Source organism: Salinisphaera sp. RV14 (genome assembly GCF_052044135.1).
In the GTDB taxonomy this organism is placed as follows: domain Bacteria; phylum Pseudomonadota; class Gammaproteobacteria; order Nevskiales; family Salinisphaeraceae; genus Salinisphaera.
Genome location: NZ_JBQDYF010000002.1, coordinates 70,922 through 86,656 on the forward strand (window position 1 = coordinate 70,922; position 15,735 = coordinate 86,656).

General features: G+C 66.5%; 19 protein-coding genes. 8 read left to right on the plus strand and 11 right to left on the minus strand.

Features of this window, described 5'->3' with window-relative positions; all coding sequences use genetic code 11:
* Positions 1-29: 29 nt before the first annotated feature.
* From ACS8Y6_RS03190 to ACS8Y6_RS03225, 8 genes are read right to left on the minus strand one after another with little or no spacing between them, the layout of a single operon-like run.
* On the minus strand, positions 30-494 hold the full coding sequence (locus ACS8Y6_RS03190) for a PTS sugar transporter subunit IIA (protein ID WP_440850233.1): 465 nt from the start codon (positions 492-494) through the stop codon (positions 30-32).
* A gap of 18 nt (positions 495-512) precedes the next feature.
* Complete coding sequence (gene hpf / locus ACS8Y6_RS03195) at positions 513-839, minus strand: ribosome hibernation-promoting factor, HPF/YfiA family (RefSeq protein ID WP_440850234.1); 327 nt, start codon at positions 837-839, stop codon at positions 513-515.
* Between the two features lie 53 nt (positions 840-892).
* A complete protein-coding gene (locus tag ACS8Y6_RS03200; RefSeq protein WP_440850235.1) occupies positions 893-2,347 on the minus strand; it encodes an RNA polymerase factor sigma-54 in 1,455 nt (484 codons plus the stop codon).
* Complete coding sequence (lptB, locus tag ACS8Y6_RS03205) at positions 2,344-3,105, minus strand: LPS export ABC transporter ATP-binding protein (RefSeq protein WP_440850236.1); 762 nt, start codon at positions 3,103-3,105, stop codon at positions 2,344-2,346. Before lptB ends, ACS8Y6_RS03200 begins: the two co-directional genes overlap by 4 nt.
* Positions 3,105-3,653, minus strand: coding sequence for a lipopolysaccharide transport periplasmic protein LptA (gene lptA / locus ACS8Y6_RS03210; protein WP_440850237.1), 549 nt, complete (start codon positions 3,651-3,653; stop codon positions 3,105-3,107). Before lptA ends, lptB begins: the two co-directional genes overlap by 1 nt.
* The gene (lptC, locus tag ACS8Y6_RS03215; RefSeq protein ID WP_440850238.1) at positions 3,634-4,188 is read right to left on the minus strand and encodes an LPS export ABC transporter periplasmic protein LptC; all 555 of its coding nucleotides are present in this window, start codon (positions 4,186-4,188) and stop codon (positions 3,634-3,636) included. The genes lptA and lptC overlap by 20 nt, the downstream gene beginning before the upstream one ends.
* Position 4,189: 1 nt before the next feature.
* Positions 4,190-4,714, minus strand: a complete 525-nt coding sequence (locus ACS8Y6_RS03220; RefSeq protein ID WP_440850239.1) for a KdsC family phosphatase — start codon at positions 4,712-4,714, stop codon at positions 4,190-4,192.
* Positions 4,711-5,688, minus strand: coding sequence for a KpsF/GutQ family sugar-phosphate isomerase (locus tag ACS8Y6_RS03225; protein ID WP_440850240.1), 978 nt, complete (start codon positions 5,686-5,688; stop codon positions 4,711-4,713). Before ACS8Y6_RS03225 ends, ACS8Y6_RS03220 begins: the two co-directional genes overlap by 4 nt.
* 122 nt (positions 5,689-5,810) lie before the next feature.
* Between ACS8Y6_RS03225 and ACS8Y6_RS03230 the strand changes: the two genes are divergently transcribed.
* The 8 genes from ACS8Y6_RS03230 to ACS8Y6_RS03265 all read left to right on the plus strand — a co-directional run bounded on the left by ACS8Y6_RS03230 (position 5,811) and on the right by ACS8Y6_RS03265 (position 12,598).
* Positions 5,811-6,743, plus strand: coding sequence for an ABC transporter ATP-binding protein (locus tag ACS8Y6_RS03230; protein WP_440850241.1), 933 nt, complete (start codon positions 5,811-5,813; stop codon positions 6,741-6,743).
* Positions 6,740-7,495, plus strand: coding sequence for an ABC transporter permease (locus tag ACS8Y6_RS03235; RefSeq protein WP_440850242.1), 756 nt, complete (start codon positions 6,740-6,742; stop codon positions 7,493-7,495). Before ACS8Y6_RS03230 ends, ACS8Y6_RS03235 begins: the two co-directional genes overlap by 4 nt.
* A gap of 320 nt (positions 7,496-7,815) precedes the next feature.
* Positions 7,816-8,058: a BolA family protein gene (locus tag ACS8Y6_RS03240; protein WP_440850243.1), complete on the plus strand. Its 243-nt coding sequence runs from the start codon at positions 7,816-7,818 to the stop codon at positions 8,056-8,058.
* Position 8,059: 1 nt separating this feature from the next.
* A complete protein-coding gene (gene murA, locus ACS8Y6_RS03245; RefSeq protein ID WP_440850244.1) occupies positions 8,060-9,352 on the plus strand; it encodes a UDP-N-acetylglucosamine 1-carboxyvinyltransferase in 1,293 nt (430 codons plus the stop codon).
* The gene (gene hisG / locus ACS8Y6_RS03250; RefSeq protein WP_440850245.1) at positions 9,349-10,008 is read left to right on the plus strand and encodes an ATP phosphoribosyltransferase; all 660 of its coding nucleotides are present in this window, start codon (positions 9,349-9,351) and stop codon (positions 10,006-10,008) included. Before murA ends, hisG begins: the two co-directional genes overlap by 4 nt.
* 2 nt (positions 10,009-10,010) lie before the next feature.
* Positions 10,011-11,309, plus strand: a complete 1,299-nt coding sequence (gene hisD, locus ACS8Y6_RS03255; protein ID WP_440855044.1) for a histidinol dehydrogenase — start codon at positions 10,011-10,013, stop codon at positions 11,307-11,309.
* Between the two features lie 180 nt (positions 11,310-11,489).
* Positions 11,490-12,119, plus strand: a complete 630-nt coding sequence (locus tag ACS8Y6_RS03260; protein ID WP_440850246.1) for a glutathione S-transferase N-terminal domain-containing protein — start codon at positions 11,490-11,492, stop codon at positions 12,117-12,119.
* A 35-nt stretch (positions 12,120-12,154) separates the two neighbouring features.
* A complete protein-coding gene (locus tag ACS8Y6_RS03265; protein WP_440850252.1) occupies positions 12,155-12,598 on the plus strand; it encodes a ClpXP protease specificity-enhancing factor in 444 nt (147 codons plus the stop codon).
* Positions 12,599-12,627: 29 nt separating this feature from the next.
* Here ACS8Y6_RS03265 and ACS8Y6_RS03270 read toward each other — a convergent pair whose 3' ends face one another.
* From ACS8Y6_RS03270 to ACS8Y6_RS03280, 3 genes are read right to left on the minus strand one after another with little or no spacing between them, the layout of a single operon-like run.
* Entirely contained in the window at positions 12,628-13,236 is a 609-nt protein-coding gene (locus ACS8Y6_RS03270) for a D-sedoheptulose-7-phosphate isomerase (RefSeq protein ID WP_440850247.1), read from the minus strand.
* The gene (locus tag ACS8Y6_RS03275) at positions 13,226-13,594 is read right to left on the minus strand and encodes a YraN family protein (protein WP_440854962.1); all 369 of its coding nucleotides are present in this window, start codon (positions 13,592-13,594) and stop codon (positions 13,226-13,228) included. Before ACS8Y6_RS03275 ends, ACS8Y6_RS03270 begins: the two co-directional genes overlap by 11 nt.
* Complete coding sequence (locus tag ACS8Y6_RS03280) at positions 13,576-15,624, minus strand: penicillin-binding protein activator (RefSeq protein WP_440854963.1); 2,049 nt, start codon at positions 15,622-15,624, stop codon at positions 13,576-13,578. Before ACS8Y6_RS03280 ends, ACS8Y6_RS03275 begins: the two co-directional genes overlap by 19 nt.
* Positions 15,625-15,735: the final 111 nt, after the last annotated feature.

Genomic DNA, 15,735 nt, shown 5'->3' on the forward strand with positions numbered 1-15,735 from the left:
GCGTGGTCGCGGTGGCGCTTGAATAAAAACTAGATCGTGATCGTGTCGTGATCGAGCAGGGTCTGGTACAGGCGGCGATCGTCGCCGGCGTCGCGCAGGTCCGACAGGGTGTCGGTCTCGGAAAAGATCTCGGCGAGCTGGCGCAGCAGCTTGAGGTGTTCGTCGGTCGCGTCCTCCGGCACCAGCAGCCCGAAAATGAGGTCGACCGGCTGTTCATCGGCGGTTTCGAAGTCGACGCCCTGGGGCAGTCGGATGAAGGCCCCGATGCACTCGTCGATGCCCTTGAGGCGGGCGTGGGGGATGGCCACGCCATCCCCCACGCCGGTACTGCCGAGTTTTTCGCGCCCGATCAGACCGTTGAATACATCGGCCGCCGTCAGGTACGGCGTGCCCTCGGCCAGGATGTCGGCGAGCTGTTCGAGGGCGCGCTTTTTGGATTGCACATCCGCGGCCAGCTGCACCCGATCCGGGGCGACGATATCGGCAATATTCATGGCGAATGAGCCCGCGGGCTAGTCGGTGCTCATGTCGATGTGCCGCGCCTGGTTATTGTGATGATCGCAGGCCTTTTCCTTGTGCCGGAGTGTCTGGCGATCGAGCTTGTCCACCATGCAGTCGATGGCGGCGTACATGTCGTCCTTGGTGGCCTCGGCATGCAGGGTCGCACCGCGCAGTTGCACGGTCACTTCGGCCTTGTGCCGCAGTTTTTCGACTTCGAGAACCACTTCAGCGTCGAGCACATGATCGAAATGACGCTCGATGCGTTCCATCTTTGAGGCCACGTACTGATGCAGTGCGTTCGTCATGTCGACGTGGTGGCCGGAGATGTTCAGGTTCATCGCGTACTCCTTGGCAGCGTGTGTGGACGAACAAGGATTAACAGGTACCCGGTTCAGCTGACCTTACGGCGCCGCTCGTGCGAGGGCGGAATCGAAAGCGCTTCGCGGTATTTGGCCACCGTACGGCGCGCAACCTGTATGCCGTTGTCGAGCAGCGCCTCGGCGAGCTTGCTGTCGGACAGGGGCTTGTTCGGCGCTTCGCCGGCGACCATGCGTTTGATCATCGCCTGGATCGCCGTGGCCGAAGCCGAGCCGCCGTCGGTGGTGGATACGTGACTGGAGAAGAAATACTTGAGTTCAAAGATCCCGCGCGGCGTCTGCATGTACTTGTTGGCCGTCGCCCGGGATACGGTCGATTCGTGAATATCGAGTTGTTCGGCCACGTCGCGCAACACCAGCGGTTTCATTGCCTCTTCCCCATATTCCAGAAAAGCGCGCTGGGCTTCAACTATGCAGTGCGCGACTTCGAGCAGGGTGTCGTTGCGCGATTTGAGGCTGTTGAGAAAGAACCGCGCTTCCTGCAGATGCGATTTCAGCGTGGTCTGATCGGCCGACTTGTCCGCGCGCTTGATCAGCGCCAGGTACTGGCTGTTGATACGCAGCCGGGGCGCGATATCGGCGTTGAGCGCGACATGCCAGCCGTTCGCATTGCGCGTGACGAACACCTCGGGAATCACATAGTCGGATTCGTGCTGGCTGAATGCCTCGCCGGGGTGCGGTTGCAGGGTCTGGATCAGTTCGACGGCGGTCTCGAGCTCGGTGCGCGTCACCGACAGCCGCCGCGCCAGGGCATCGCGATTCGGGTCGGCCAGTTGTTCCAGCGACTCGCGGTCCACCAGTGTCAGCGCGATCTCGCGCCCGGGCACATCGGCCGGCAGACCGCGCAGCTGGATGGCGAGGCATTCGGCCAGGTTGCGGCCGGCCACACCGGGCGGATCGAAATCCTGGATCTGGCGCAGCACGGCCTCGGCCTGCGCGGGCGCGATCTCGAATTCGTCGACGATGCGCGGGCCGATGTCGTCCCAATCCAGCAACAGGCCGTTGCTGTCGATCGCATCGATGATCACGGCCGCGATCGCGCGCTGTTCGGGCGTGAACGAGTGCATGTCGGCCTGCCAGGTCAGGTGTGCATGCAGGTCGGGCGTGCTCGACAGGTTGGCCTGGCGGTAGTCCCAGTAGTCCTCGTCGTCGGCCGTGGGGGCGGGCGCGGCCGGCGCCGCGGAACCGGCGTAAATGTCGTTCCAGTCGGCATCGACCGGCAGGTTTTCGGGAATCTCGCCGTCCTTGCCCGATGCCTGCTCGCGTTCGCTCTTTTGGGCTTCGATGGCCGCGTTGGTATCGATCTCGTCGTGGCCGTCGTCGGCCTCGAGCATGACGTTGGACTCCAGCGCATCCTGGATCTCGGTCTTGAGATCGAGCGTGGACAGCTGCAGCATCCGGATCGCCTGCTGCAATGCAGGCGTCATCGTCAGCGTCTGGCCCAAATTGAGGCTGAGTCCCTGCTTCATAGCCGGAAATCCTCACCCAGGTACACGTCGCGGACCTTCTGATCGGCCAGGATATGCTCGCCCTGGCCTTCGGCGATCACGGTGCCGTCGGCCAGGATATAAGCCCGGTCGCAGATCGACAGGGTCTCGCGCACATTGTGGTCGGTGATCAGTACACCAATACCGCGGTTCTGCAGGTGGCGGATGATGCCGCGGATGTCGCCGATGGAAATCGGGTCGATGCCGGCGAATGGCTCGTCCAGCAGCATGAACGTGGGCCTGGCCGCCAGCGCGCGCGCGATCTCGACGCGCCGGCGTTCGCCGCCGGAAAGATTCAGCCCCTTGGAATCGGCGATGTGGCCGATCGACAGTTCGTCCATCAGGTCGACCAGCTCGCGCTCGATGCCGGCCCGGTCGAGATCCTTTCGCACCTGCAGGATCGCGCGAATGTTGTCGGCTACGCGCAACTTGCGAAAGACCGAGGCTTCCTGCGGCAGGTAGCCAATGCCCATCTGCGAGCGGCGGTGCATGGGCAGGCCGACGAGACGCCGACCTGCGAGCTCGATCGTGCCGGCATCGGGCGATACCAGGCCGACGATCATGTAGAACGAGGTGGTCTTGCCGGCGCCGTTGGGGCCGAGCAGGCCGATCACTTCACCGCGGGCGACGCGCAGATTGACGTCGCGCACCACATCGCGGCCCTTGTAGCGCTTGCGCAGGCCGGTCGCGGTGAGTTCCGCGTTGTCGGCGACAACGGTCGGGGAGGCGGGGGCAGCCATCAGGAACCGTCGTTCTTGGCGGGCTGGAGCGTAATGTGTACGCGCTGGTCACTGCCCTGGCTGCGCTCGGCGTGCGTTGCGCCGGTATCGATGTTGTGCGTGATAACCGGGCCGCGGATCCGGTCGCCGTTGCGGTTGACCACGGCGTCGCCCCGGAGGGTGATCACCGAGCTGGCGTTGCTGTATTCGATCTGGTTGGCATGTCCGGTCACGACTTCGTTATCGCTCGAATCGGGCTGTTTGTCGATATGCGCCGGATTGCCGGTGAGCACGGCCTTGATCCGGCTGCGGTCCTTGAGCCGTGTGACCACGAGCTTGTTGCCGGTCAGCGTCAGCCCGCCGCGGGTGAGGTGCACGTTGCCGGTATAAGTGCTCACGCCCGACTTCTGGGCGAAATCGGCGTTGTCGGACCGGATGTTGATGGGCAATGGCTGCGATTTGTCCGAGCCGGCCGCCTGCGCCAGGCCGGAGGCCAGCATCGTGGCCAGCATCGCCAGCGCGATCAGCATCGAACGCGTGCCGCGGCGATCAGGGCGTGTAGGTGACATGCACATTATTGAGCAGATTCAGCTTGTTCGTATCCAGATTGATCCGCATGCCGTCCCCGGTGACCTTCTGCCCCGGCTCGATGGCAGTGACGTGCGCATCCGACTCAACCCGGTTGATCCGGGGCCGCACCCAGGCGTGCGTCGTGGTCACTTTCACCACGTTCCCGCTTTCGCGCGGGTGATGGATGATCACGCCGTCGTAGAGATAGATATCATGCTGGCCGGCCGGGACGCGTCCCTTGTCGGCATGCAGGTTCCAATAGGTTTTCGTGTCTTTGACGTAGTGTACGTGAATATCGGTCAGGCGAGCCGAGTCGTCGGCAAAGTGCAGTGTTTGCGCAACCGTCATGCGATAAGCCAGCGTACCCTGCGGCGACAGCTGATACACCGTCGCGCCTTGCATGTAGTAGTCGCTGTTATCGGGCGTGTGGACGGGGCCGGGCCGGGACGACGAGTGCCTGAGTGTGCCCAGCCAGCTGCCGACCCCGAACAGGGCCACGCAGACAAGCGCCAGCAGCACGCCGATCCGCAGCACGTCAGGGTGCTTCGCGCGCCGCGATGATCAGCTCGCAGGCTTCGCGCACGGCGCCGTGGCCGCCCGGTGCGGCGCTGACCCAGTGTGCGACCCTGCGGATCTCGGGGACCGCGTCGGCGACCGTCAGTGCCAGCCCGGCCGCGCGCATGATCTCGAGGTCCGGCAGGTCGTCGCCCATGACCGCGATCTGGTCGGCGTGGAGCGCGCGGGCCTGGCGCAGTGCGGCCAGTTTCGCGGCCTTGTCGTCGCAGGCCATGTGCACTTCGGCCACGCCGAGACTGGCCAGCCGCGCGGCCACCGGCGGCGAGGGCCGGCCACTGATGACGGCGATCTCCACGCCGGCGCCGGCCAGGCGCTTGAGGCCGAGACCGTCGCGTATATGCATGGTCTTGGTCTCGGCGCCATCCGGGCCGAGATAGAGCCGGCCATCGGTCATCACGCCATCGACGTCGAATACGGCCAGACGGATGGCCGCGGCGCGCAGCGCGGGCGTGCGCGCGTCGTCCGGGCGGTCGAGAAACGTCATATCACGCCCGCCCGCAGCAGGTCCTGCATGTTGAGGGCGCCGATCGGGCGCGTGTCGGCGTCCACCACCATGAGCGCGCCGCCGCCGATGCGATGGGTTTCCAGCAGTCGCACGGCTTCCGCGGCGAGCATGGCCGGATCGACCGTCTTCGGCGCCCGCGTCATGTAGTCGACGATTACCGCGCGTTTGATGTCCAGGTCGCGGTCCAGCGCCCGGCGCAGATCGCCGTCGGTGAACAGGCCGGTCAATCGGCCGTCGGCATCGATCACGCCGGTCATGCCCAGCCCCTTGGCGGTCATCTCCAGCAGTGCCTCCCGCATCATCGCGTTTTCGTCGACCAGCGGCAGCGCGTCGCCGGTGTGCATGACGTCGGCCACGGTGAGCAGCAGCCGCCGGCCGAGCGAGCCGCCGGGATGGCTGCGTGCAAAATCCTCGGCGGTGAAGTTGCGCGCCTCGAGCAGGGCGATGGCCAGCGCGTCGCCCATGACCAGCGTGGCGGTGGTCGAAGCGGTGGGCGCCAGTTCCAGCGGGCAGGCCTCGATCTCGACCGAAATGTCCAGATGCACGTGGGCCCGGGTGGCGAGCGTCGATTCCGGCTTGCCGGTCATGGCGATCATGGGCACGCCGAGTCGGCCGAGCAGCGGCAGGATCGTGAGGATCTCGCCGGTTTCGCCGGAGTAGGACAGGGCGATGACCACGTCCTGGGGGGTGATCATGCCGAGATCGCCGTGGCTGGCCTCGCCCGGGTGCACGAAGAACGCCGGCGTGCCGGTCGAGGCCAGGGTGGCCGCCAGTTTGCCCGCGATGTGCCCGGACTTGCCCATGCCGGTGACGATCACGCGGCCGCTGCAGCGCATTATCAGCTCGGCCGCCCGGGCGAATTCGCCGTCGATGCGGGACTCCAGCGCCGCAGCGGCAGCGGCCTCGATATTGACGGTACGCCGTCCGGCGGCGATGAGGGTGTCGGCTTCCATGGCGGCATTCTATCTCAGCCAAGATGTACAAAGGCCAACCCGGGAGACCGGACCGTGCGGCTTGGGGCCCCGACACGCGGGGCGTATAATCCATCGTCTTGCCCCGACTCAAATCCCATGCCATGACCGATACGGCGATATCCTTTCGGGATGTCCAGAAGCGTTATGCGACCACGCATGCGCTCAAGGGCGTGTCCTTCGATATCCGGCGCGGCGAATATTTCGGCCTATTGGGCCCGAACGGCGCCGGTAAATCCACATTGATCTCCATTACCGCCGGGCTGGCCCAGGCGACCTCCGGTTCGGTGGCGGTTCTGGGCCACGATGTCGTGGCCGACTACCGCGCTGCCCGCCGCGCGCTGGGCGTCGTACCGCAGGAGCTGGTCTACGACCCGTTTTTCTCGGTCCGCGAGATGCTGCGCCTGCAGGCCGGCTATCAGGGCTGCGGCAAGGAAGTCTGGCCCTGGATCGACGAACTGCTCGAACGGCTCGAGCTCGAGGACAAGGGCGCGGATTCCATCCGCCAGTTGTCCGGCGGCATGAAGCGCCGCGTGCTGATCGCGCAGGCGCTGGTGCACAAGCCGGAAGTGGTGATCCTCGATGAGCCCACCGCCGGCGTGGACGTCGAACTGCGGCGTACGCTCTGGAAGTTCACCCGCGAGCTCAATCAGGCCGGCCACACCATTGTGCTGACCACGCATTACCTGGAAGAGGCCGAGGAGCTTTGCGATCGCATCGCCATCCTCAACCGCGGCGAGCTGCAGGTGCTGGAGGAAAAACAGGCGTTGCTGGATCGCCACCCCTATCGCTTCCTGTCGCTGGAACTGACCGGCGAGGGCGGCACGCTGCCGGCCGGGGTGGAACGCCTGATCGAGGAGCGGCGCGGCGATACGCTCGACCTCAGATTGAAGCAGGGCGAGGACTTCATCGGCGACGTGATCGAAGGCATTCGCGGTGCGGGCTATCGCATCACCGATGTGCATACCCGCGAGCCGTCGCTGGAGAATATTTTCGTCGAGCTGACCATGGATTCCGAAGACGAGGTGTCGGCATGAACTGGCGCGGCTGCTACACACTCTTCATCAAGGAAGTGCGGCGCTTCTACAGCGTCATTCTCCAGACCGTGGGCGCGCCGGTGATCACCGCGCTGTTGTACATGGCGGTGTTCGGCCAGGTGCTGGCCGGCCAGACCATCGAGGGCGTGCGCGCGGTGGAATTCCTGGTGCCGGGGCTGATGATGATGAGCATCATCCAGAACTCGTTCGCCAATACCTCGTCGTCGATCACCCAGTCCAAGATCATGGGCAATCTGGTGTTTCTGCTGATGACGCCGCTGTCGGCCTTCGAGATCTATCTGGCCTATATCGCGGCGTCGCTGGTGCGCGCGGTGCTGGTCGCGATCGTGCTCTATATCGTGACCCAGTTCTTCGTGCACGTGCCGATCCACGACCCGCTGCTGATGCTGGCGATGTTGATCTTGTCCGGGGGCACCCTCGCGGTGATGGGGCTGATCGCCGGCATCGTCGCCAACAAGTTCGATCATCTGGCGGCATTCCAGAATTTCTTCATCCTGCCGATGAGCTTTCTGTCGGGCGTGTTCTATTCCATTCACAATCTGCCGCCGTTCTGGCAGCAGGCGTCGTACTTCAACCCGTTCTTCTACATGATCGACGGATTTCGACACGGCTTCTTCGGGGTCGGCGACGCCAACCCGCTGGTCAGCCTGATCGTGGCGGCGGTGTTCTTCACGCTGGTGTCCGTGATCGCCATCACCATGCTCGCGCGCGGCTACAAGATCCGTGGCTGATGGGTATCCGGGGCGCGGTGCCCGGTCGCCGGTTCGCCCGGCGGGGTTTCGGCGCAGGCGCGGCTGTCGCGAGCATGCCGCAGCGAGCCTGAATGCCGGTATCGCGCCGCCGGATGTCGCGCCCGCGGTGTTTCCCCGGTACCCCTGTCTGTCAGGATGGCGTGACGGATGCCGCGGGCCGGCGGTGCCCGGCTTGATCGCGGTGCCGCCCGGATCGGCTGCGCGCGCCGCGTCACGGGATATCCGGGGCAGCGATGCGAGCCTTGTACGAAACATCGACAGGCTCTAGCATCTTGCGCCATTCACAGGAGGCCAGAGCCATGTACAGCCCAGACGCCATACGCGAACTCATTGAAGCCGGACTGCCGGATGCCGACGTCCAGGTCGTCGGTGACGACGGCACCCATTTCGCCGCCCGCGTGATCAGCCCGAGCTTTGCCGGCAAGGGCATCGTGGAGCAGCATCGCATGGTGTATGCCACGCTCGGCGAACGCATGGGCGACGAAATACACGCCCTGTCGCTCAAGACCATGACGCCGGAACAGGCCGGCACCGCGTCGTAGCATGGACCTGTTGCGTATCGAGGGTGGGCCGCCTCTGAACGGGACCGTGCGCGCCTCGGGTGCGAAAAATGCCACGCTGCCGATCATGACGGCGGCGCTGCTGATCGACGAGCCGTTGTTCATCGAGAACGTGCCGCATCTCGAGGATGTGACCACGACCAATGTCCTGCTGGCGCACATGGGAGTGTCGGTGACCGTCGGCGACCATATGGCGATGCAGGCCGATGCCTCGTCTCTGACCTCGTGCCTGGCGCCTTATGATCTGGTCAAGACCATGCGGGCCTCGATTCTCGTGCTCGGACCCCTGCTGGCCAGGCGCGGCGAGGCGGAGGTCTCGTTGCCGGGCGGATGCGCGATCGGCGCCCGCCCGGTGGATATCCATCTGAGCGGTCTCGAGGCCATGGGGGCCGAGATTCGCGTCGAGTCCGGCTACGTCAAGGCGAAATGCAGCCGCCTCCGCGGCGCGCGCATCCCCATGGACACGGTCACGGTCACCGGCACCGAGAACCTGATGATGGCGGCGACGCTCGCCGACGGGGTGACAGTGCTGGAAAACGCCGCGCGCGAGCCGGAGGTGGTCGATCTGGCGAATTGCCTGATCGCCATGGGCGCCGAAATCGAGGGCGCCGGCACCTCGACCATCACCGTTCGCGGCAAGCCGAAGCTGCACGGGGCCACCCATCGGGTAGTGCCCGACCGGATCGAGACCGGCACCTTTCTGGTGGCGGGCGCGGCCAGCCGCGGCCGGGTCACCGTCACGCATACCGATCCGCACTTGATCGACGTGGTGCTGGCCAAGCTGGCGCACGCGGGCGCCGAGGTGACGCGGGGCGCGGATTGGGTCAGCGTGGACATGCACGGCAAGCGCCCCCGGCCGGTCGACGTGCGTACGGCGCCACACCCGGGCTTTCCGACCGATATGCAGGCCCAGTTCTGCGTGCTCAACGCCGTGGCCGACGGCGTCGGCATGGTCACCGAGACCGTGTTCGAAAATCGCTTCATGCATGTCTCCGAGTTGGAGCGCATGGGCGCCAGGATTCGCCAGGAAGGTCATACCGTGCGCGTGACCGGGGTCGAGAAGCTCACCGGCGCGCCGGTCATGGCGACCGACCTGCGGGCATCGGCCTCGCTGGTGATCGCCGGGCTGATCGCCGAGGGCATCACCGAAGTCCGGCGCATCTATCACATCGATCGCGGCTACGAATGTATCGAGGAGAAGATGGCGCAGCTCGGCGGCACCATCCAGCGGGTGCCCGATCGTGCCCCGGTAACAGCAAAAGGTGTGGCGGTATGAGTAGCGCCGATCCGGATATCGTGACGCTGGCCCTGTCCAAGGGCCGGATCCTGGAAGATACGCTGCCGGTGCTGGCCGCCGCCGGCATCGAGCCCGAAGTGGACCCGGGCGCGTCACGCAAGCTCGTGTTCGAGACCAACAAACCCGGCCTGCGATTGCTGGTGATCCGGGCTTCGGACGTGCCCACGTTCGTGTCCTACGGCGCGGCCGATGTCGGTGTGGCCGGCAAGGACGTGCTGATCGAGCACGGCGGCTCGGATCTCTACGAGCCGCTGGATCTGGGCATCGCCACTTGCCGGTTGATGACGGCGGGGCTGCCCGGCGCGATGGAGGCGGCCCGCCATCGCCCGCTGCGGGTGGCGACCAAGTACGTGGAAACGGCGCGTGCCCATTTCGCACACATCGGCCGCCAGGTCGAGATCATCAAGCTGTATGGCTCGATGGAACTGGCGCCCCTGGTCGGCCTGGCGGATGTCATCGTCGATCTCGTCGATACCGGCAACACCCTGCGGGCCAACGGCCTGGAGCCATTCGAAGTGCTTGAGCAGATCAGTGCGCGCCTGGTCGTGAACAAGGCCGCCCAGAAAATGAAACACGCCGCCATCGGCGAACTGGTCGAGTTGTTCGACCGGGGCGCCGCGGGGCGGGCGGCGTGAGCATGCGGCGACTGGATACCGCTGCGGCGGACTTTGCGTCGCGTTTCGCGGCCCTGACCGACCGCGACAGCCCGGCCCAGACCGAGATCGATGCGCGGGCCGCGGCGATCATCGCCGACGTGCGCCGCCGCGGCGACGAGGCCGTGCTCGAATACACCCGGACCCTGGATCGACGCCCCGATGTCGCGTTCGATGTGCTGGAAATCCCGCGTTCGCGCATGGCCGCGGCCCGCGCTGCGCTGGCGGTCGAGGATCGCCGTGCGCTCGAGGCCGCGGCCGATCGGATCGCGGCGTTCGCCGAATCGCAGAAGATTGCGCCTGTGCGTTACCACGACGAGGATGGCAACGAACTCGGCCAGATCGTGCGCCCGATCGAGCGGGCCGGCGTCTACGCCCCCGGCGGCAAGGCGGCCTACCCCTCCAGCGTGTTGATGAACAGCGTGCCGGCGAAAGTCGCCGGTGTGGCCGAAATCGTGCTGGTGTCGCCGGCCCCCGAGGGTGCGGTCAATGAATGGGTGCTGGCCGCAGCTGCGGTCGCCGGGGTGGATCGCTTTTTCACCATCGGGGGCGCCCAGGCCGTGGCCGCGCTGGCCTATGGTACGTCACGCATCCCCGAAGTCGATAAGATCGTCGGCCCCGGCAATGCCTACGTCGCCTCGGCCAAGCGCCAGGTGTTCGGGCGCGTCGGCATCGAATCCGTAGCGGGCCCGTCGGAAGTGCTGATCGTCGCCGATGGCACGGGCAATCCGGACTGGGCCGCGCTCGACCTGTTCGCCCAGGCCGAGCATGACGAAATGGCCCGCGCCATCCTGGTCAGCCCCGATGCCGATTACCTTGCCGCGGTGGAAGCGGCCGTGGCGCGTCTGATCCACGACCAGCCGCGCGCGGCGATCATCCGGGCTGCGCTGGACGGCCATGGCGCCCTGATTCGTTGCGTCGATCTGGACGAGGCGATCGGCCTGGTCAACACCATCGCCCCGGAGCATCTGGAGCTGGCGGTGGCCGAACCGGAATCTTTGCTCGACGGTATCCGTCATGCCGGGGCGATCTTCATGGGTCATCGCACGCCGGAAGCCTTCGGCGACTACTGCGCCGGGCCCAACCACGTGCTGCCGACCGGACGCACGGCGCGGTTCTCATCGGCGCTCGGCGCCTACGATTTCCAGAAGCGCATCTCGCTGGTCTCGGCCAGCGAGGCCGGCGCCCGGCGTCTGGCGCCGATTGCGGTGCGATTGGCCGAGGGCGAGGGGCTGCATGCGCACGCGGCCTCCGCCGCGGCGCGAGGTGCGAAGCCGGAGTGACCCGAACGGGGCGCAACGCTCGCCCCGGCGTCGTTTTGCAGTCCGTGCCCGGGGATGGTTGCGCGCATTCGAGCGCACGCCGGCGTGCTATAGTCGGGCGGACGATCACAGGCATCCGCGCGATGACTCGCGCGCGGGCCGGCATCCCTGCCGCCCGCCGGTGTCGAACAGGAAACAAGTATGGCTCGCCGTTCCTCGATTACTCTCTACAGCCACCCCAACTCGGTGCATAGTCATCGTGTCCGGTTGGTCATGGCCGAGAAGGGCGTGGCGAATTACGATGTCGTCGAACTGCGCGAGGACGAGCAGAGCGAGGATCTGATCGATCTGAATCCATACAACACGGTGCCGACGCTGGTCGATCGCGAGCTGGTGGTCTACGATCCGCGGATCATCGTCGAGTACATCGACGAGCGCTACCCACATCCGCCGCTGATGCCGGTCGACCCGGTGCTGCGGGCTCAGTACCGGCTGGCGATCTTCCGCATGGAGTCCGATCTTTATGCGCTGTGCGAGGATCTGGAAGGCACGCCGGCGGTGGCCCGCAAGGCGCGCGCGCGCATGACCGAACTGTTGACCACGCTGGCCGCCGAATTCGCGCCCAAGCACTACATCGGCGAGGAATTCTCGCTCTTGGATTGTACGCTGGCGCCCATATTGTGGCGGCTGGATCATTATCAGGTGAGCCTGCCGGCCAGGCATGGCGAGCGGCTCGGGCAGTACGCCGCGCGATTGTTCGCACGGCCGGCCTTCGAGGCCAGTCTGTCCGCCGAGGAAGCCGACATGCGGCCGGCGCTGGCGGCTCACTGAGCCAACGACGACGAGGCGAAACCCGCATGGCCGAACTGACTTCGCGACGCCCCTATCTCATCCGGGCGCTGTATGACTGGGTGCTCGACAACGACCTGACGCCGCATTTGCTGGTGGCCGCCGATGCCCCGGGCGTCGACGTGCCGCGCCAGTTCGTGACCGACGACGGCAAGATCACGATCAATGTCAGCCCGACCGCGGTCCGGGGACTGGCGCTGGAGAACCAGTTGATCAGTTTCTCCGCGCGTTTTTCCGGCGCCAACCACAATATTGCCATACCGCCGGGCGCGGTACTGGCGTTGTATGCCCGCGAGAACGGCGAGGGGATGCTGTTCGGAGAGGTCGAGCAAACCGAGACCGCCAGCGAGGAGACCATCGCCGGCCCGTCGACCGATGCCGGTCAGACCGGCGACGATGCGGATGGCGGGGACGGCGCCCCGGCGCGCAAGAAGCATCCGCATCTCAAGGTCGTGAAATAGCGCCGGCGACGCCACCCGGCGGCCGTCCGTCATTCGGCCGCCAGCGCATCCTCGATCAACCGACAGACGCAGTGGATCAGCAGCAGGTGCATCTCCTGAATGCGGGCGGTCACCTGGGACGCAGCGCGTAACTCGATATCGGCACGACCGAGCTGGCCGGCGATGGTGCCGCCGTCGCGACCGGTGAGTGCGATCACCGACATGCCGCGCGCGTGCGCCGTGTCGATGGCGTGGACCACGTTCGGCGAATGGCCACTGGTGGAGATCGCGAGCAGGATGTCGCCCGGCTGGCCGAGCGCTTCGATCTGGCGGGAGAATATGCGCTCGTAGCCGGCATCGTTGGCGATCGCCGTCACGGTCGAACTCTCGGTCACCAGCGATATCGCCGCCAGCGCACGACGGTTGCGCTCGAAGCGGTTGACCAGTTCCGAGGCGAAATGCTGGGCGTCGCCGGCCGATCCGCCGTTGCCGCAGGCCAGGATCTTGCCGCCGGCATCGCAACAGGCGGACACGCGTTCGGCCACTTCGGGAAGCGCGGCGCGCGTCCTCGCGAGGGTGTCTTCATTCGCCCGCCGGCTGTCTGCGAACAGCTGGCTGACGATGCGCTCGGCATCGCCCGGCGCGGCATCATTCGGCATGGAAGGCATTCTCTATCCAGTTGAAATCGTCGCTATCGTCCACCCCGACCACATCGAAGCGCACGGCAAGATCGGCGTACTCGGGGTGCTTGGCCAGCAGATGTCGCGTGGCGAGCACGATGCGCCGCTGCTTGCGCGGGGTCACGCTGGCGACCGCGCTGCCATAGTCGTCACGGCTGCGATAGCGCACCTCGACCACGACCAGCAAATCCGCCGTGCGATAGACCAGGTCCAGCTCACCGCCGCGCACGGTGTAGTTGCGCGCGACGCGCTTCCAGCCGTGACGCCGGGCCGCGCGGTCCACGCGGGCCTCGGCGTCACGCCCGACCGTCAGCCGGCTCAGCCGCCCGACGACCACGAACCGTTGCCGATCGACGGCGAGGGTTGGGGTTGCGGCTGGGACTGACCCGATACCGGCCCCGGGGTTGAGCCGGCGCCGGTCGTCGAGCCTGACGCCGAACTCGCGGGCGCGTTCGCGCCCGCGGGCAGGGCAGGGCCGGGCTGCCGGGACTCGGCGTCACCGGCCTTGGCCTGGCTGACCGACGGCATCGCCAGCGTCTGGGGGCGGCCGCCGTGGAATACGGCCCAGCCGAGATAGCGTTTGATGCGGCCATCCGGCTGCACCGACAGCACGCCGGTCATGCCTTCGATGGGCTGGTCCGACGACAGCCCGCTGTGGTCGAGGCGGTGCGCCAGCAGCCAGGCATCCATGCCCATGGCGAACAGTCGCGAATAGGACGTGGCCTCTGCGCCGTAGGCCTGGGCGGCTTCCGCGCGCAGGCGCGTGATGGTGCCGCCGTGGCCGAGCAGCCAGGGCATGTCCACGAAGTGAACGTCATCCAGATCCACATCCTCGCCCGGATTGACGGTGCCGGAAAAGGCGTGCGAGGTGGTGATCATGGGCAGATCGGTCGCGTGGTAGTACTTGAGCTGACTGCGAATCAGGCGCGCCTGAACCGGTTGCGCGGCGACGAAGATGAAGTCCGCCTGGTTCTGGTTCTGCAGTACGGCCTGGATCGTCTTGCTGTGATCGTGGCTGCTTTCGTCATAGGTCTGATAACCGATCAGCTGGCCGCCGCGCGCGGTCAGGGCGCTGTGGAACGCGTCCAGCACGCGATTGCCCCAGTCGCTGCTGGGTACCAGCGCGAGCGCGTGGCTGTAGCCCGCCTGTACGGCATGGGCGGCGGCCGATTTGGCTTCGTCTTCCGGCGCCAGGCTGAATTGATAGAAGCCCGGCCGTTTGTTGTCGTTGTCCGGCGTGTTGAGGGCGATCTCCGGCATCGGCGTCGACAGTTCGGACATCGCCGTAACCTTGGTCTTGTCCAGCGGGCCCACGAGGATGCCGACGTTGTCGTTTTGCGCTTGCGAGACCAGTGCCTGGGGCGACATGTTATCGCTGTTGTAGATCAGCGGCTGCGGCATGCCCGCCGGCTTGTTCTGGTAGGCGAACATGAAGCCATCGCGAATGGCCTGGGCTGCGTTCTGAAACTGGCCGGTCAAGGGCAGGGCGATGGCGACCTGATTACTGCTCGGCTGGGGCCCCGGGCCCGATGGCGCGCCGTTGGGCCGGCCCGGCTGGTGCGGCGCGAGCTGGGTCGCCCCGGCATAGTGAAAGCGCTGGGTCAGGATGTTTCGATTCGCCGGGTGTCGGGGGTACTGCTTCTGCCAGTTCGACAGCGCCTTGTTGCGCGCAGCGCGATCCGGGAACTGCTGCTGGCCAATGGCCGCCAGTGCCAGCCAGCCGCGCGTGGTCCGGCCCGCGTCGGCAGCGGCGCGGCTGTGGGGGCCAATGCCCAGCCCGATTGCATCCAGCGCCTTGTCGTATATGCGATTGTCATTGGCACGTACGGCGCGGTCGTGCATCAGCCAGACATCACGCTGGACCAGCGCTTGAATGCCCTGCACCAGGTCATCGTTGGCGAAGTGCAGATCGGCGCGTTTTTCCCAGACGCGCTGGGCCACGGCTGGCGGCGTGTTGCGTGCCGGCCGGGGCAGCCGGGCCAGGGCCTCGTCCGGCGACAGATTGGCGATCGATATCTCGCGCTGCGCCAGGTTGTAGCGGGCCCGGTCGGTGTGATTCAGGCGGCCGGGATCGATGTCGGCGAGCAGCTGCCGAGCGGTCTGGGCGTCGCCGCCCTGGGCCGCGGCCAGGCCGGCCTCGAAGCGGTAATGGCGCCGGGCAGCGGTCGGGCCGGCCTGGTGCGCCGCGCGCATGTAGTCGTGAACGGCGGCCTTGTAGTGGCCGGTGGCGGCGGCGTCGGCCGCGGCGTCGGCGGGGCGGGTCGGCTGCGAGGGCGGGCCGCCGGCCATCTGCGACGCACAACCGGCCATGGCCACGGCGGCGGCCACGATCGCTGCGGCCCGCAGGCCTGCCTTGAACACTGTCATGATGATTGCTCCCGAGAGGGTCAAGCCACGCAGTCCCCCCGCTGCGCGACGGTTGCCGCATAATATCAGCGCGCAAGCGGCGGCGTCGCGCGTATGGGTCGTGGCCGGCCA

Excerpts from the sequence above, each read along its gene's own strand:
- ACS8Y6_RS03190 (WP_440850233.1), bottom strand. The coding sequence starts at position 494 with ATGAATATTGCCGATATCGTCGCCCCGGATCGGGTGCAGCTGGCCGCG.
- hpf (WP_440850234.1), bottom strand. The coding sequence starts at position 839 with ATGAACCTGAACATCTCCGGCCACCACGTCGACATGACGAACGCACTG.
- ACS8Y6_RS03200 (WP_440850235.1), bottom strand. The coding sequence starts at position 2,347 with ATGAAGCAGGGACTCAGCCTCAATTTGGGCCAGACGCTGACGATGACG.
- lptB (WP_440850236.1), bottom strand. The coding sequence starts at position 3,105 with ATGGCTGCCCCCGCCTCCCCGACCGTTGTCGCCGACAACGCGGAACTC.
- lptA (WP_440850237.1), bottom strand. The coding sequence starts at position 3,653 with ATGTCACCTACACGCCCTGATCGCCGCGGCACGCGTTCGATGCTGATC.
- ACS8Y6_RS03220 (WP_440850239.1), bottom strand. The coding sequence starts at position 4,714 with ATGACGTTTCTCGACCGCCCGGACGACGCGCGCACGCCCGCGCTGCGC.
- ACS8Y6_RS03225 (WP_440850240.1), bottom strand. The coding sequence starts at position 5,688 with ATGGAAGCCGACACCCTCATCGCCGCCGGACGGCGTACCGTCAATATC.
- ACS8Y6_RS03230 (WP_440850241.1), top strand. The coding sequence starts at position 5,811 with ATGACCGATACGGCGATATCCTTTCGGGATGTCCAGAAGCGTTATGCG.
- ACS8Y6_RS03235 (WP_440850242.1), top strand. The coding sequence starts at position 6,740 with ATGAACTGGCGCGGCTGCTACACACTCTTCATCAAGGAAGTGCGGCGC.
- ACS8Y6_RS03240 (WP_440850243.1), top strand. The coding sequence starts at position 7,816 with ATGTACAGCCCAGACGCCATACGCGAACTCATTGAAGCCGGACTGCCG.
- murA (WP_440850244.1), top strand. The coding sequence starts at position 8,060 with ATGGACCTGTTGCGTATCGAGGGTGGGCCGCCTCTGAACGGGACCGTG.
- hisG (WP_440850245.1), top strand. The coding sequence starts at position 9,349 with ATGAGTAGCGCCGATCCGGATATCGTGACGCTGGCCCTGTCCAAGGGC.
- hisD (WP_440855044.1), top strand. The coding sequence starts at position 10,011 with ATGCGGCGACTGGATACCGCTGCGGCGGACTTTGCGTCGCGTTTCGCG.
- ACS8Y6_RS03260 (WP_440850246.1), top strand. The coding sequence starts at position 11,490 with ATGGCTCGCCGTTCCTCGATTACTCTCTACAGCCACCCCAACTCGGTG.
- ACS8Y6_RS03270 (WP_440850247.1), bottom strand. The coding sequence starts at position 13,236 with ATGCCGAATGATGCCGCGCCGGGCGATGCCGAGCGCATCGTCAGCCAG.
- ACS8Y6_RS03280 (WP_440854963.1), bottom strand. The coding sequence starts at position 15,624 with ATGACAGTGTTCAAGGCAGGCCTGCGGGCCGCAGCGATCGTGGCCGCC.